The organism is Acinetobacter lwoffii, assembly GCF_024129855.1.
GTDB classification, from domain to species: domain Bacteria; phylum Pseudomonadota; class Gammaproteobacteria; order Pseudomonadales; family Moraxellaceae; genus Acinetobacter; species Acinetobacter lwoffii_L.
On the sequence record NZ_JAMXXC010000002.1, the window covers coordinates 204,401 to 219,619 of the forward strand.

The 15,219-nt window shown below is 44.7% G+C and carries 12 protein-coding genes, 5 tRNA genes and 1 pseudogene; 5 read left to right on the plus strand and 13 right to left on the minus strand.

Annotated features, from left to right (window positions below):
* Positions 1 to 24: 24 nt before the first annotated feature.
* The 7 genes and pseudogenes from NI465_RS02800 to NI465_RS02830 all read right to left on the minus strand — a co-directional run.
* Positions 25 to 101: transfer RNA gene (locus NI465_RS02800), tRNA-Asp, on the minus strand.
* Between the two features lie 14 nt (positions 102 to 115).
* Positions 116 to 191 (minus strand) — tRNA-Val (locus tag NI465_RS02805).
* A gap of 21 nt (positions 192 to 212) precedes the next feature.
* Positions 213 to 289: transfer RNA gene (locus tag NI465_RS02810), tRNA-Asp, on the minus strand.
* 48 nt (positions 290 to 337) lie between these two features.
* Positions 338 to 414 (minus strand) — tRNA-Asp (locus NI465_RS02815).
* A 28-nt stretch (positions 415 to 442) separates the two neighbouring features.
* Positions 443 to 518: transfer RNA gene (locus NI465_RS02820), tRNA-Val, on the minus strand.
* Between the two features lie 497 nt (positions 519 to 1,015).
* Positions 1,016 to 1,549 carry a cell wall-recycling L,D-carboxypeptidase ElsL gene (gene elsL, locus NI465_RS02825; protein ID WP_253144216.1) on the minus strand — a complete coding sequence of 178 codons (534 nt, stop codon included), beginning with the start codon at positions 1,547 to 1,549 and terminating at the stop codon, positions 1,016 to 1,018.
* Between the two features lie 125 nt (positions 1,550 to 1,674).
* A pseudogene (locus tag NI465_RS02830) lies at positions 1,675 to 2,028 on the minus strand (YbaN family protein); the annotation flags it as partial.
* A gap of 87 nt (positions 2,029 to 2,115) precedes the next feature.
* On the opposite strand from NI465_RS02830, the gene NI465_RS02835 reads away from it, so the two are divergent.
* The 3 genes from NI465_RS02835 (at position 2,116) to dapE (ending at position 4,514) form a co-directional block, all read left to right on the plus strand.
* Positions 2,116 to 2,991 (plus strand): DUF1853 family protein, encoded by an 876-nt coding sequence (locus tag NI465_RS02835; RefSeq protein ID WP_253144218.1) that lies wholly within the window; start codon positions 2,116 to 2,118, stop codon positions 2,989 to 2,991.
* A gap of 112 nt (positions 2,992 to 3,103) precedes the next feature.
* Positions 3,104 to 3,256: an entericidin A/B family lipoprotein gene (locus tag NI465_RS02840; protein ID WP_253144220.1), complete on the plus strand. Its 153-nt coding sequence runs from the start codon at positions 3,104 to 3,106 to the stop codon at positions 3,254 to 3,256.
* Positions 3,257 to 3,377: 121 nt separating this feature from the next.
* Entirely contained in the window at positions 3,378 to 4,514 is a 1,137-nt protein-coding gene (dapE, locus tag NI465_RS02845) for a succinyl-diaminopimelate desuccinylase (protein WP_253144222.1), read from the plus strand.
* Positions 4,515 to 4,579: 65 nt separating this feature from the next.
* On the opposite strand, the gene NI465_RS02850 is transcribed toward dapE, so the two are convergent.
* The 6 genes from NI465_RS02850 to pilG form a co-directional block, all read right to left on the minus strand.
* Complete coding sequence (locus NI465_RS02850; protein ID WP_044111490.1) at positions 4,580 to 5,038, minus strand: hypothetical protein; 459 nt, start codon at positions 5,036 to 5,038, stop codon at positions 4,580 to 4,582.
* A gap of 3 nt (positions 5,039 to 5,041) precedes the next feature.
* Positions 5,042 to 9,493 (minus strand): hybrid sensor histidine kinase/response regulator, encoded by a 4,452-nt coding sequence (locus tag NI465_RS02855; RefSeq protein ID WP_253144224.1) that lies wholly within the window; start codon positions 9,491 to 9,493, stop codon positions 5,042 to 5,044.
* A gap of 167 nt (positions 9,494 to 9,660) precedes the next feature.
* On the minus strand, positions 9,661 to 11,733 hold the full coding sequence (locus NI465_RS02860) for a methyl-accepting chemotaxis protein (protein ID WP_253144226.1): 2,073 nt from the start codon (positions 11,731 to 11,733) through the stop codon (positions 9,661 to 9,663).
* A 46-nt stretch (positions 11,734 to 11,779) separates the two neighbouring features.
* Positions 11,780 to 12,316 (minus strand): chemotaxis protein CheW, encoded by a 537-nt coding sequence (locus NI465_RS02865; protein WP_064102470.1) that lies wholly within the window; start codon positions 12,314 to 12,316, stop codon positions 11,780 to 11,782.
* Positions 12,317 to 12,321: 5 nt separating this feature from the next.
* A complete protein-coding gene (locus NI465_RS02870; RefSeq protein ID WP_004280710.1) occupies positions 12,322 to 12,690 on the minus strand; it encodes a response regulator in 369 nt (122 codons plus the stop codon).
* 25 nt (positions 12,691 to 12,715) lie between these two features.
* Entirely contained in the window at positions 12,716 to 13,099 is a 384-nt protein-coding gene (gene pilG, locus NI465_RS02875; protein ID WP_004280711.1) for a twitching motility response regulator PilG, read from the minus strand.
* A 286-nt stretch (positions 13,100 to 13,385) separates the two neighbouring features.
* Between pilG and NI465_RS02880 the strand changes: the two genes are divergently transcribed.
* Together NI465_RS02880 and NI465_RS02885 are read left to right on the plus strand one after the other, a co-directional pair.
* Positions 13,386 to 14,033 (plus strand): hypothetical protein, encoded by a 648-nt coding sequence (locus NI465_RS02880; RefSeq protein WP_253144227.1) that lies wholly within the window; start codon positions 13,386 to 13,388, stop codon positions 14,031 to 14,033.
* Positions 14,034 to 14,084: 51 nt separating this feature from the next.
* Positions 14,085 to 15,212 carry an efflux RND transporter periplasmic adaptor subunit gene (locus NI465_RS02885; RefSeq protein ID WP_253144228.1) on the plus strand — a complete coding sequence of 376 codons (1,128 nt, stop codon included), beginning with the start codon at positions 14,085 to 14,087 and terminating at the stop codon, positions 15,210 to 15,212.
* Positions 15,213 to 15,219 lie beyond the last annotated feature (7 nt).

The window sequence follows — 15,219 nt, forward strand, 5'->3', positions numbered from 1 at the left end:
ACCTCAATTTAATTTCTTTTGAAATGGCGCAGCGGACGGGGCTCGAACCCGCGACCCCCGGCGTGACAGGCCGGTATTCTAACCAACTGAACTACCGCTGCATCGCAAAAGAATCTGGTGGGCGCTGACGGGATCGAACCGCCGACATTCTGCTTGTAAGGCAGACGCTCTACCAACTGAGCTAAGCGCCCTCAAAAGGTCTATCGTATAAATGGCGCAGCGGACGGGGCTCGAACCCGCGACCCTCGGCGTGACAGGCCGATATTCTAACCAACTGAACTACCGCTGCATTTACACAATGTCGCTATTGTGGCAAACGAAAATCAAGATCTTAAAGTGGCGCAGCGGACGGGGCTCGAACCCGCGACCCCCGGCGTGACAGGCCGGTATTCTAACCAACTGAACTACCGCTGCAACTATAAGGTCTCAACATGAAAGAGCTTGGTGGGCGCTGACGGGATCGAACCGCCGACATTCTGCTTGTAAGGCAGACGCTCTACCAACTGAGCTAAGCGCCCTTTCTAAACGTCTATCATCGTTTGATGGGTGCATTATAGAGAATCTGCACAGCCTGTCAAACGCTTTTCGGAATGTTTTCCACTTTTTAGGTGTGAGTGATTAAAAAATAGGTTGTTTGTTAAAAAAAACAACACTTTTTGTTTATTTTTTAAGTCTCTACCGAAATTTTTTAATTTTCAAAATTAAAATTGAAGCGAAATTTTGTGTTTTACCCTGCGAAGTTTTAGTCTTAACCATACGATGTATTGCAATTCTGATTAAGGATTATACAAAGCTTTAAAATACTCGACGTTGTGTTCATGTAATCTTGCAACTGTCATTTATTTTTATTCAAAAAATGACAGCAAATCTAAGCTTCAAATAATCATTTAACCCATTTCATGCGATAAAAATACGATCTGTATTAGATTAATCAATCTTTTCTACTGTCTCCACTAGGCAGATTCAGCCCATAAAAAAAAATCATTTTCACATGACTTTAAATCGATGCGTTATGTTAATCGGTGTGTTGAACATTCAGCATTTCCAAATCCAATGCCTGTTCTGAGATATAAACCAGCGCATCCTCACCGACTAAGTCAAATAACTCAGCGACCTCCGGATTACGCATACGGATACAGCCATGCGACAACGGCTCTCCCATCTTTTCGGTTTCTGGGGTGCCATGAATATAGATATAACGCTGATAGGTATCACAGCCCTCGCCTTGATTAAAACCCGCTTCAAGGCCACTCAGCCATAAAATGCGCGTCAGGATCCAGTCCCGCTGCGGGAATTCTGCCGCCAATTGAGGATTATAAATTTCACCCGTCGCCTGACGTGCGACAAATACACTATTTAAGGGAGCATTCTGACCAAACTTTTCAGCAATCTTGTGCCAGCCACGAGGAGTCTTGCTACTATTTTCAGTTTCACCAATGCCATTTTTGCCACTGGAAATCAGATATTGCTTGTTTAGACGGGGCAGATACAGTTTTTGTTGGGCAAGATCAATCAGGATATCGGCTTGATCCAGATGCAAGGTACTCATGACTTGTTATTCTCAGACTCTATTTTGTTTGGTTTTATAGGGTTTAATTTACTATCTACAGATTGCGGAGTTTGTAGATCTGTCTTTTCTGGATCGACTGTATTTTGCTGAATAATGATCTGATTCGGTTCAGGGCGTCGCCATAACCAGATCGCGACGATCAGCATCGTAATATTGGTAAAGGCTTTTACGGCCAAGGGTGCCGTGGTAAACAGCATGATGATCCCGCTGATCAGCATCATGATACTGGCCAGCCATTTGGCCTTACGCGGTACAGTACCATGTACGCGCCAATCTCTTAAGGTCGGGCCATATTTGGGATGATTCAATAACCAGTCATCCATTTGCGGCCAGCCTTTAGATGCCGCCCAAGCCGCCAGAATCAAAAAGACCGTTGTTGGCATACCCGGCAGGATTGCACCGATAAAGCCCAGGATCACAAACAGCACCACCAGACTTCGCCAAAACAACACTTTCATACATCAACCCTAGCCGCAGAATTCAGGTAGTATAAAGCGTTTTCCGATACTGTCCGTTGTATTTCTGCACTTTTCACAGGTTGTACTATGCCCTTTTCCAGTTTAAACCAAAATCTTGTAGAAGCATGGCAACGTTATCAACATCCTTTGGTGCGGCAACTGGCATTTGCTATCGGCAGTCCGAATATCCTGTCCCATGTTCCAGATGAACTTGAGCTCATACATCGTTTTGAGTTGCATTACAGCCAGACCTGGCAGCAACATCTTGACCATTATCATCCACGCTTGGAATTTCTTGATCAGCATCCAAAAGAATTAATCGAATTTGTGCAGCAACTAAAAAGCACGCGTTTAGGGCTGCGCTTTGAAATGCTGGTCTGGTTCTGGTTGCTCGATGATGTTTACCATCCCTATCGGTTGCTTGGTCATAGTCTGCAAAAAATTGAGGGTGCCAAGACCTTGGGTGAGCTGGATTTTCTGTTATTAAATACCGATACAGGACAGATTGAACATTGGGAAGTAGCACTGAAATATTATCTGGCCGAAGCCGATTTTAGCCTGCCGCATTGGTATGGCCTGAACCGCACCGATACTTTAATCAGAAAAATGAAGCATTTCACGCAAAAACAATTCCAGTTTGATGAGGCTTTGCAGCATCCCATTCAAAAACGTTTTTGCGTCCTCAAGGGACAGCTGTATTTGCCTACACATCATGCCGATCAGCCAATTCCCTCATGGATCAATACCGAGCGTCGTCTGGGTTTATGGGGACAGTATATTCCTGCTGCACAGCACGGTTTTTATCGTCTGCAACGACATGAATGGATTTATCCGCAAGCCCGGCCGAGCAGTTCAGCTGCGATCTGGTGGACGGATGGACTTTATAAAAAACTCGATAGCAATGACTTTTATATGTATCGCAATCCGGTGCTGATCCAGCATCCATCGCATAAGCCCCTATAAAGCATTACATTTATTAACCGAAGCACTATGAAAACCACATATTTTTTAGGGCGTATATTTTCTACTCTAAGTCCCACATCATAATAATTTTATTATTGATTATACGGAGATGATGATGAAAAAAATTCTTGCTGCTTCATTAATGATGGCTTTTGTATTGACTGGCTGTAACACCGTAAAAGGCGTGGGCAAAGATGTGTCTAAGGCTGGCGATGCGGTAACCAATACTGCTGAAAAAACCTCTGACGAAATCCGTCAAAACTAGTTTTTTCCTAAACGCTCACAGAACCCTATCTCAGATAGGGTTTTTTTATATCAGTCGTTCACATTCACGTCTATATTCGCCTATTATAGAACCGAAAAAATTATCGACTGTTGAATACCGTATGAGCTCTTCCGCTACCCTCGATTTAAGCCTGCAACTATTACGTCAGCCTTCTGTCACACCGATTGATCATGACTGCCAGAACATCATGGCTGAACGTTTAAAGAAGATTGGTTTCAACATTGAATCCATGCGCTTTGAAGATGTAGATAATATCTGGGCACGCAAAGGCACAGAAGGTCCGGTCTTCTGTTTTGCTGGCCATACCGATGTCGTGCCAACCGGTAATCTGGATGCCTGGAACTCAGATCCTTTTTTACCTGAAATCCGTGAAGGCAAACTTTATGGTCGTGGCAGTGCCGATATGAAGACGGCTTTAGCAGCTATGGTAGTTGCCACAGAACGTTTTGTAGAAAAATATCCAGACCATAAAGGCTCGATTGCCTACCTGATCACTTCAGATGAAGAAGGTCCGTCGATTAATGGCACGGTGAAAGTGATTGAAACACTGGAAGCGCGTAATGAGAAAATCACCTGGTGTCTGGTCGGTGAACCGTCTAGTACTAATAAACTGGGCGATATAGTCAAAAATGGCCGTCGTGGTTCATTAAATGCCAACCTGACTGTAAAAGGCAAACAGGGTCATGTGGCTTATCCGCATCTGGCCGTCAATCCGATTCATACCGCTTCCAAAGCCATTGCTGAACTGTGCGACACAGTCTGGGATCATGGCAACGAATATTTCCCGGCGACGACCTTCCAGATTTCCAATATCAATTCGGGTACAGGCGCAACCAATGTTGTTCCCGGCACCATGAACCTATTGTGCAACTGGCGTTATTCAACTGAAGTGACCGCCGAAGAACTCAAAGTACGTACTTTAGAAATTCTGGATCGTCATGGTGTGGACTATGACATTTCTTGGACTTTATCTGGCCTGCCTTTCCTGACGCCAGTTGGTGAACTAGTAAATGCAGCTAAAACCGCCATTCTGAATGTGACGGGGACTGAAACTGAACTATCGACTTCGGGCGGTACCTCAGATGGCCGCTTTATTGCCCCTACCGGCGCACAGGTACTGGAACTTGGCGTATTGAATGCCACGATTCATCAGATCAATGAACATGTCGATATTGCAGACTTAGAGCCATTGGCTGAAATCTATGAGCAGATTCTCGTGAATTTACTCGCCAATTAAGTAAATTCATAACGCAATAAAAAAGGAACTCCATGGAGTTCCTTTTTTATATTTTATAGCCTGGATTACAGCCCGATTGTAGCCTGAATATTGGTCATATTCGGAATATGGAACAGCTGTTCGTTCATGCGCACATATTGAAAGATGGCAGGATCATTCACCGGCTGATCGACATCGACCACTTCGGAAATACGAATCCGGATGGTTTTCGGCATTTCATTACACATCAGGGCAAAGCGCTGAGTAATTTCATCCCCCTCAATCACCAGTGCCACCCCATTTTGACGTGACGGATCATTCACTGCATAGACCGGTAACTGTGCCTCATGCCATTCTACAGTTTTGACCTGAGTATTGCTATCCAGTGCTGACAGGACAATGTTTTGTGGCAATAACATCGGATCTTTGCCATGACAGTCAATAATATAGGCATCAATAAATCCGGTCGATACCGTAATCAGATGCTGAAGTTCCTGCTGGCTAATCTGATCAGCCATTTTATTGCTTGAATTGGTCTGACTCATATATTACCTCTGTTTTTCAGCAATCAGTTGCTGGATATTGGCCAACAGTTCCGCTTCCTGGAACGGTTTACCCATATAGTGCGTTACGCCCAAGCTGAATGCACGTTCACGATGCTTCTCACCGGTACGTGAGGTAATCATGATAATCGGCAAGTCACGGTGAATATCATGGTGACGAACCAGATTGGTCACTTCGAAACCGTCCATGCGCGGCATTTCGATATCCAGCAACATCAGATCCGGTCTGACGTTTTCAAGCTGCTCGATCGCATCTACGCCATCTTTGGCAGTGACAATATCATAGCCTTGACGTTCAAGCAGACGCGACGTCACTTTACGTACAGTAACCGAGTCATCGACAATCATCACCAGACGACGTGCATTTGAATTACGCGAACCATCACGCTGATCATTCAGCTGTTTGACACGCTGTGTCGCCTGAATCTGGCGGGCAACATTCTGTCCATCGAGAATCAGACAGACCTGACCATCACCCAGAATCGTGGCACCGGCCACTACCCCGACGTTGGCAAACTGCTGTCCAATCGGTTTTACTACAATCTGCGCTCGTGAACCGACCAACTGATCGACCAGCAAGGCAATGGTTTGACCACTATTACCTTTAATCAACAGCACCGGCAATGAATGACCAACATTATTCAGACGTGGAATCGGCTGGTTGCCAACAAACTCAGACAGATAACGCAGCTTATAGTTTGCGCCATCGATCTTGAAATAGTCATCTTTACTGTTGAAATAGCTTTCCAATGTGGTCGGTGCAATACGCACAATTCGGTCAATCTGCGCCAGAGAAATCGCATATTGCTGATCGCCCACTTTCACCATCAAGGCATCGCTGACCGCTACGGTCGTCGGTACGCGAATCGTAAAGACCGTACCCTTGCCCAGTTCCGAGCTCACTGACACATGGCCGCCCAGTGATTTGATCTCGCTTTGTACCACATCCAGACCGACACCACGACCAGAAATCTGGGTCACTGCTTTCGCGGTACTGAAACCAGGATGGAAGATAAATTGCAGGATTTCTTCCTGATCAATGACTTGATCCGCTTTGATTAGATCCAGACTCAGCGCTTTTTCACGAATCTTCTCCGCATCGATCCCCTTACCATCATCACTAAAGGACACGATTACATCGGTTCCCTGACGGCTGATGTTCAAGACAATAGAACCGACTTCCGGCTTGTTCAGTGCGATACGATCTGCAGTATCTTCCAGACCATGGTCAATCGCGTTACGCAACATGTGCTCAAATGGGGTGACCAGACGCTCAAGAATGTTACGATCCAATTCACCTTCGGTATTCTGTACGATCAGTTCTGCAGGACGGTTCAAGGTGGTCGAGGTTTGACGCACAATACGCTGTAAACGCGGTAACATCCGGTCAAATGGGACCAGACGGGTACGCATCAGGCTTTCCTGAATTTCCGCCTGAATACGGGATTGTTGCAATAACAGTCCTTCGGTTTCGCGAATCTTGTCGGCAAGCGTACTCTTGAAGTCGACCAAATCCGATGCAGATTCTGCAAGCGATTTGGACAGCTGGTTTAGAGAGGAATATTGGTCCATTTCCAGCGGGTCAAAGTCGGCATAGCGCGAGTTCTCTGAACCATGTTTGGCAATAATCTGTGATTCCAGCTCGCCTTCCATTCGACGTAACTGATCTGCAAGACGCTTGATCGCCAATTCCATCTCGTTCAGGGTATTGCCCAGCTGACCCAGGTCCATCTCGATACGCGAACGGTTAATCGAGTTCTCACCGGACAGGTCAATCATCTTCTCGACCAGATCAGCAGAGATACGGATCATCTCGTTATTGCTATCGCTGGTGCCGCTATTTGCCCACTCACCCATCATCTGTGGTGGTTCAGTACCATCACCTTCAACAAAGCCGAAGTCGGTACTGACCACCAGATTATCTGTTTTCGCCAGACGCTCAGGCAATTGCGCAGTAACATCCACATAAGCAATCTTTTTCAGACTGCTGTGCAGCTGCTCAAAACCGCTATAGTCGCGCTGGAAAATCGCCTGTCTTAACCAGACCAGCGTTTTTTGCAATAAGCCATCATAGGCATTCGAGTTAAATTGATAGACCGCAAACTGTTCAAAAGTCGTTTCTAGCTCATAGGCAATACTGGCCACTTCTTCAACATCAATCATACGTGCGCCGCCCTTGATACTGTGGGCAGCACGCTGTAATTGCAGCAATAAACTACGGTCACTACGCTGATCAAACCATTGATTGAGGAGCTTCTCGGCATTGGCCAGAATCTCTTCGGATTCTTCCAGGAAAGATTCTTCAACAATGGATTTCAGTTGGTCTTCTTCAGAACGTTCTACTGGTGTGTCTTCAGTAGCCTCAGGAGATTCCAAGATTTCCAGTAATTCTTCAGCTTCTGCCAGATCAGTTGCAGGCTGTTCAGTCGTTGCTGACTCTTCAAGTTGCGGTTCAGGAATTGATGTCGCTTCGACCTCTGCAACTTCAACTCCAGCGTTCGCGCTCTCCGCAGCAGCAACAGCTTGTCCAGACACCAGCGCCTGAATATTTTGCAGAATCGCAATCGCTTCTGGTGCAGGATAATCAATACCGTCTTCCCGAATCGATTGAATACGATCGGAAATGTTGTCCTGTACTAGGCGAATAATTTGGATTAAAGCAGGTGTCACGGCAATTTGCTGACGGATCACCCGCTCATAAATACTTTCCAGTTCATGTGCAATCAAACCGATATGCGATGCTGCGATCATGTTTGCACCACCTTTTAAGGTATGCAAATGACGCATCAGATTGTTCAGTGAGGTCGTATCATCCTGTTTTTTGCTCCAGGTATTTAGATCTTCATCAATGCCTGCCAGCAATTCATCCGCTTCTTCCAGGAAGATATTTAATAATTCTTCATCAAAATCACGATTGGTTTCAGCACTTTGCTGCTGCTGACGATCTGCAGCGATGCGTTGGCTCAAACCAGCAAAATCGACACTGCCAGTCGCGACAGTTTCAGCCACCTGTGTGGCCTCTGAGCTTAGCTCAACATTCTGATTGGTATTATCTTCAGCAAATATTTCCAGATCCTGCTGCACAAATGCAGACAGTTCACTGAGTATTTTTTGAATTTCATCATTCAGAATGACGCGCTGTCCTGCGGCCAAGGTATCAAATAAATGAATAAATTCCTGATGCGCCTGTGCGAACAGTTCATAAGCATAATCGCTGTTTAGCAGCACTGGCTTTTCAAGCAGCGCATCATAAGCCGATTTCAGATCGGCAGTGAATTCATGAATTCCCTGCGCTGCCCGGCTTTCTGTATGTGCCAGCAATTCCGCAGCCTGCTGGCTGAGTGCCTGAATATATTCCGGATAATCGACTTGGGCGCGTTTATCAAATTCAAACTCGGCATCCAATAACAGATCAATATCCAGCTCAACCAGTTTGGACACCAAGCCTTGCGTCTGAATACTATTGGTTTCAGTAACTGCAAAGCCATAATCATTCCAGACACGCTCAAAGGTGGCATATACCGCATCCAGTTTTGCAGTGTTGCCCTGACGTAGCAAATGCAGATAGTCACTGACAAACTCGGCATACTGAATCAGTAAAGCAGTTTCTTTTGAGGTTGAGACAATTTCATCTTGCAGCAGGGTTTTGAACAGATGCTCTACTTTAGAGCTGGCCTCAAAAATCTGGTCAATCTGCGCCATGGATGAACTGCCGCGCAAGGTATGAATCGCACGAATTAGCGCATTATAATCTTGTGATTTTTCATCTTCAGTGCGAAGGAAGGTGGCAATCGTTTCCAGATGCTCTTCTGCTTCTTCAATAAAGATCGCCACAGTTTCTTCGATATCACTGCGAACCGGTACTTCTACTGGCGCTATTGTTAGCTCAACTTCACTTGGCTCATTGTCTGCAAGCTCAAGACCTGTCATCTGACCTTCAGCGGTCAAATGATCTGCCAATGCCAGTAATTCTTCCAATGCAGGTTCAGGCGAAATTTGTTGTTGTAATTGTTGTCCCAACAGCACCATTGGACGCAGATCGAGATCCAATTGCTGTACATGTTTGAATTTTGGATATAAAGCATATTGATAGACATTCAGTACCGCTTGGGCAAATTTCTGTACCGTCGGTGTTAGCTGAATCGAACCGGACAAAACCCGGTTTAAGGTATCTTCAACCGCCCAGGCCATTTCCCCTGCCGATTTTGCCCCGACCATGCGGCCTGAACCTTTCAGGGTGTGAAAATGGCGGCGAATGGTCTTCAGATTTTCTTGATGATCTGGATTGCTCAACCATTCTGGAAATAAAGCATTTAACTCAACGAAGATCTCTTCGATTTCCTCAACAAAAATTTCAAGAATTTCTGCATCTTGGTCAAGATAACTATCTTCAGGAAGCGTTGTCGTTTCAACTAAATTTTTTAATATTTCTTTCATAGCTCATGCTTCTTACGTTATGCCGCCAAGAAGGGCGCTCAAACTTAATTGTGACCGTCACGCGATACCTAACGTATGAAGTTAAGTACATCTTGTCGAGGCTTTATCTGTATTTTCTGAATGTGTCTCAACCGCGGTCAAGACACATTTCCCCATCATGTCTGACTTTATTCTGGTAGTTTAAAGTCAGATACAGATTCACGTAATGCATCGGCCATGTTTGCCAGTTCAGATACTGAACGTGCTGTATCGAAGGTTGCACTGGTGGTTTGCGAGGTAATTTCCTGTACGACATTCATCGTGGTCGCAATATGACCTGCAGATGCTGACTGCAGTTTCGCAGCATCAGAAATGTTCGCAATCAGTTTCGCAAGGTTGTTCGATACTGTTTGAATCTCATCTAGTGCCACACCGGCATCTTTAGACAAGTTCGCACCACGTACAACTTCTGATGTAGTTTGTTCCATCGAAATAACGGCTTCGTTCGTATCCGTTTGAATGGTTTTTACCAGGCCTTCAATCTGCTTGGTTGCAGAAGCTGAACGTTCCGCAAGACGCTGTACTTCATCGGCTACGACCGCGAAACCACGACCTGCTTCACCGGCCATCGACGCCTGAATCGCTGCGTTTAATGCCAGAATGTTCGTCTGGTCAGCAATATCGTTAATCAAGGCTACAATGTTACCAATTTCCTGAGAAGATTCACCCAAACGTTTAATACGTTTTGAAGTTTCCTGAATCTGTTCACGAATCGTGTCCATACCCTCAATCGAGCGATGTACGACATCCGCACCGTTTGCAGCAATTTGTACTGAACGTTCTGCTACCACCGCTGATTCATCGGCGTTGGCAGATACCTGGTCAATCGACAATGCCATTTCGTTAATCGCTGCAGAAGCACCGGCAATTTCTTGTGCCTGATGTTCAGATGCTTCAGCTAACTGGTTGGTAATGCTTTGTGTAGTTGCAGTATATTGCGCAACTTCTTGAGAAGTTTCAGTAATACGCGATACCAGATCACGTAACTGGTCGATCGCAAAGTTAATCGAGTCGGCAATCGCACCGGTAAAGTCTTCAGATACTGTTGCATATGAACGCAAGTCACCATCTGCAAGATCGGCGATCTCATCCAGTAAACGTAAAATCGCATTCTGGTTACGGTCATATTCTTCTTGTAAACGGCCTACACGCTGCTTATCCGACAAGCCACGCAGAGAAAGTAACTTGAATACACACAGCAAGAAACCGACTAATAATGCGATCAGAAGGACTGCCGGAACAACCGTTTTAAGACCTGAGTTACCAGATAATTTATTCAGGTTGTCCAAAAGCACATCAGATTGAGAAAAAATAGATGCGGCTGCCTGACGAACTTTTACGATCTGTGTAGAGTTTTTCAGAATAATCGCTGATGCAGATTCCAGTACGTCATCATATTCAGCCTTGATGCCTTCCAGAGATTCACGCAGGGTTGGATCAGCAATACGCTGTACACCCAGTTCAGCAGAACCATTTAACTGTGCATTCAGATAAGAACCAAAAGTTTCGGTATCGGCACTGAAGTCATCCGCAGATTCACGTGAACCATCATTACCTGTCAGTACCAAACTGATTGAACGTAAGATACGTTCTGCAATGAATACCTGGTTTTTGGCAATAACCACCTGGTTCGATGGCATATCTTGACGTGCCATCTGGTCGACCATCAAGTTATATTCCGCCTGAATCCCCGGAATCGCTTCACCAATCGCGATGTTGGTGTCGTATAACTGGTTAATAATCTTTTGTTGCGAGGTAATCAGATCAATACTGCTCGACACTTCTGTCCACTGTTTATCAACAGCTTGCAACGCATCATTGTTAGAGTGAATACTTTTAACTGTCTCAAGATTTTCAGCAAAAGCTTTTTGCGAGTCAGTGAGGTTCTTCATGGCCTCAGGCGTACCCGAAGCTGTCGCTTCAGTCGCTTGGCGCGAAATCGTTTGCGAGAGGAGACGCAAATCACCCAGACTTTGAGTGAGTTCGTTGGTACGTGGAACACTATAAAAAAGATACAATAAAGTGATCAGTGCGGCTAAAAGACAGCCTGCTGCTCCATAGATCAGCGGTTTTGATTTTTCACTATCACCAAATACACGTGATAACTGATCTACTTGCGTTTGAATCTTAGATAAAAAAGCATTACCGCCTTTGCGGCCAGTGCTCTCACCTGTATTTTTCTTTTTAAGTTTAAAGCCCATGCAGCCTCTCCCCGGTTGACGCCTTGCTTACTTTCGAGCGCGACATTTAATTTATAAATTTTATAGATGCGTTCATAAATTTTGGATTTTGCAACAGACGACTGAATAAAAACACATGCCACTGCTGGTTGTGCTGATGGAAAAACCCCTGACAATATTCTTGTAAGTTTTTATCCAATTCAGATTTCTTCGAAAAGAAACTTTTCTTATTGAAATGTTGTATACCCAAAACTTGATCTACGACCAAACCCACATACTGGTCATTATGGTTGATACATAATACTTTTTGAGTCGGTGAAAATTGACTGCTTTGCCCTGATACGTACTGCGTCAGATCAGAAACCGATAACAGTCTTCCCCGGATATTCGCCAGACCCAACACCCATGCTTGCGTCTTGGGTACTGGCGTATATTTTGGGGGATAAATCACTTCTGATACTTCCCCCAGCGGGGCAACAAAATATTGTCCCATCATCTCAAAAGCAATGCCCGACCATCGGTTAACTTCATTGCCATTGGAAACGTAGTTTTTATTCCCCCGTTTCGCAATGCGAAGCAATTCGATAAATCCATTTGCTGCCATAGAGCTTATCCTGCATTGAGGTGCTGCTTAATTACATCTATTAATTGTTTTTCATCGACTGGTTTTGTTAGATAATCCGCTGCGCCTTGACGCTTGCCCCATACACGGTCAGTGGCCTGATCCTTAGTACTCACAATCACGATTGGAATATGTTTGGTCGTTGCACCACGTGCAATCTGGCGGGTCGCCTGAAAACCATTCACGCCCGGCATAACCACATCCATCAGGACTAGGTCCGGCAATTCTGCCTGTGCCATGGTGACGCCATCTGCGCCATTGGCTGCTTCAATCACCTCAAAGCCGTGTTTAGAAAGAATCTCTCTAAAGCGAAAAGTTTCTGTCGGTGAGTCATCCACAATTAGGATACGTGCCATGCCAATTCCCCAAAAAAATCAAATATTAAGCACTAATATGGTTACGGATTGCATTTAGCAATTCATCTTTACTAAAAGGTTTAGTCAGGTATTCATCTGAACCCACGACACGACCTTTGGCCTGATCAAATAAGCCATCTTTACTCGATAGCATAATCACAGGAATATTCTGGTAATTCTGAGAGTTTTTGATTAAGGCGCAGGTTTGATAACCATCCAGGCGCGGCATCATAATATCTACAAAAACGATATCTGGATTTGCTTCGGCAATTTTTGACAAAGCCTCAAAACCGTCTACTGCAGTAATGACCTCATAACCTTCGCGTTGAAGAAGAGTTTCCGCAGTACGACGAATGGTCTTTGAGTCATCAATAACCATAATTTTTAGATTTTGGAATTTATCGTCCATTTGTTTAACCCTTCCCATTTTAGAAACTATATGCCATAAGGCTCATAGGATTATTTTATTACGATCGATAAACATTTTTAACATAAAGTCACTTGTATTATCAATGAACATTTTCTACACAAGTAGACAAAATCATTTATTTTTAATAACAGCTTCACATTTTCTTATCGTTATTGGTTTTTTTTTGACTAACGGTAGTTTTTTATTGATAAATTTAAGTCTAATATAACAAGATTATTACTTTAAAATAAGTAATTTAGTCAACTTTAAATTCGGGGAGCCAATGATGAGTCAGTTTTTAAGAAAACTTGCTGTCATTGATAAAAATAAAATGACTGGTCAATTCATTGTTGTTGTGCTGCTACTGTTACACGTCAGCTTAACGTGTGCGAGTAGTAACCAACTCCCGCAAAAAGCCACCTGGTATCGTTATTATGACAGCAAGGGTGTGGCCAATATCAGTACTAACGTCACGCCAAATCATATCCGTTATGGCTATGAGGCACTTGACCAGAATATGCAGGTCATTAAGCGTGCGCGTCCTTATAATGCCGAAGCGGATATCAGGCAAGCGCCACAACGTGCCCAGCAGGCGCAGCGGATTGCCGAAGATCATAAACTCAAGCGTGCTTATAACAATAGCCAGACCGCTTTACAGAAAAAGAATGACAGCCTGGTCCAGTTAAAAAAACAGATTGATTTTCAGCAAGAACAAATGAAGCAACTGCAAAAAGATCGGGTCATGTTTGTGCGTCAGGAACGTGAATATTTACGTAAAGGTAAAACCCCACCGGCACACCTGAAAACAACATTAGACAATAACCAGAAAAATCTCGCTTCCCAGAAAGAAAATATTCAATCTTTACAAAGTCGCTATCGAAATCTAGAAGCAGAATACGACAAAATTATCGCCCGTTTAAAAGCACTTGAATAAATACAAATAGCTAGCCGTGGTTTTGATCCATAGCCAGCTAAAAGGACTCATATGCAAACTGCACCGCATTCTCATGATTTAAATATGCCTTCCCCGCGCTCTATCCTGATCATGAGTGCACTTTGCTTAAATATGTTTTTAGTGGCTTGTGATAAAAATGAACCCGTCCAGCAAACCGAAACAGCCAAATCCATTGAAGTCATTCCTCAAGATCTAGTTGCAGTTCAATCTGGCAATTCAGTTCAAAAAACCGCATTCACCGGCACCATTCGTGCAGTCAATCAAAGCAGCATACAGTCACAGGTCTCTGCTACTGCCACCAGCGTAAACGCACAGGTAGGTCAAACGGTTACCAAGGGACAGGTGCTGGTTCGCTTAAATAACCAAGACAATGCAGCCCGTCTGGCACAGGCACGTGCCAATCTGGCCTCTACTCAAGCGCAAGCCAATCAGGCCCGAAACATGATGCAGCGTAAAAAGCGCCTGCTCGACCAGGGTTTTATTTCAAAAGTAGAATATGAACAAAGCCAGGTCGATTATCAGGCCCAGCTGGAAAATGTCCGTGCCCAGCAAGCCAATGTCGATATTGCCCAGAAAGCAGATCGTGATGGCACCATGACCAGTCCGATCAGTGGCGTGATTACCCAGCGCCAGGTCGAACCCGGCCAAACCGTGACGATTGGACAAACCCTATTTGAAATCGTCGATCCGAAACGGCTTGAAATTCAGGCACGCGTACCTAGTGACCTGCAATCAGGCTTAAGACTAGGCAGTCAAATCGAATACAGCATTCAAGGCAATCCAAATCGACTTACTGCTGTGATTAGCCGGATTTCCCCCATTGCAGATCAGGCCAGTCGCCAGATCGAATTCTTTGCCACGCCAAATGAAACAATTCCTTCACTTAGCATCGGCTCCTTTGTAGAAGGCAACATTCTGAGTTCACAACAGATTTCTGGCCAGCTGATTCCATTAGATACCGTTCAGGATATCCAGAGCAAACCCTATGTCTGGGTGATTCGCCAGAATAAAATTATCAAGGTCAATGTTCAGGTACTGGAGCAGCGTTATAGTGACAACCTTGCCGTGGTTCAAGGACTGGAAAATGGTGATCAGATCAGCCGGGTTAAGTTTAGCGAAGCCGATCTGCAAAAAACTGTCACCCTTCGCGCCAACTAAAGCCATT

Coding starts and splice junctions, on each gene's coding strand:
- pilG (WP_004280711.1), bottom strand. CDS start 13,099: ATGGACGATAAATTCCAAAATCTAAAAATTATGGTTATTGATGACTCA.
- NI465_RS02860 (WP_253144226.1), bottom strand. CDS start 11,733: ATGGGCTTTAAACTTAAAAAGAAAAATACAGGTGAGAGCACTGGCCGC.
- NI465_RS02885 (WP_253144228.1), top strand. CDS start 14,085: ATGCAAACTGCACCGCATTCTCATGATTTAAATATGCCTTCCCCGCGC.
- dapE (WP_253144222.1), top strand. CDS start 3,378: ATGAGCTCTTCCGCTACCCTCGATTTAAGCCTGCAACTATTACGTCAG.
- NI465_RS02865 (WP_064102470.1), bottom strand. CDS start 12,316: ATGGCAGCAAATGGATTTATCGAATTGCTTCGCATTGCGAAACGGGGG.
- elsL (WP_253144216.1), bottom strand. CDS start 1,549: ATGAGTACCTTGCATCTGGATCAAGCCGATATCCTGATTGATCTTGCC.
- NI465_RS02855 (WP_253144224.1), bottom strand. CDS start 9,493: ATGAAAGAAATATTAAAAAATTTAGTTGAAACGACAACGCTTCCTGAA.
- NI465_RS02870 (WP_004280710.1), bottom strand. CDS start 12,690: ATGGCACGTATCCTAATTGTGGATGACTCACCGACAGAAACTTTTCGC.
- NI465_RS02835 (WP_253144218.1), top strand. CDS start 2,116: ATGCCCTTTTCCAGTTTAAACCAAAATCTTGTAGAAGCATGGCAACGT.
- NI465_RS02850 (WP_044111490.1), bottom strand. CDS start 5,038: ATGAGTCAGACCAATTCAAGCAATAAAATGGCTGATCAGATTAGCCAG.
- NI465_RS02840 (WP_253144220.1), top strand. CDS start 3,104: ATGATGAAAAAAATTCTTGCTGCTTCATTAATGATGGCTTTTGTATTG.
- NI465_RS02880 (WP_253144227.1), top strand. CDS start 13,386: ATGAGTCAGTTTTTAAGAAAACTTGCTGTCATTGATAAAAATAAAATG.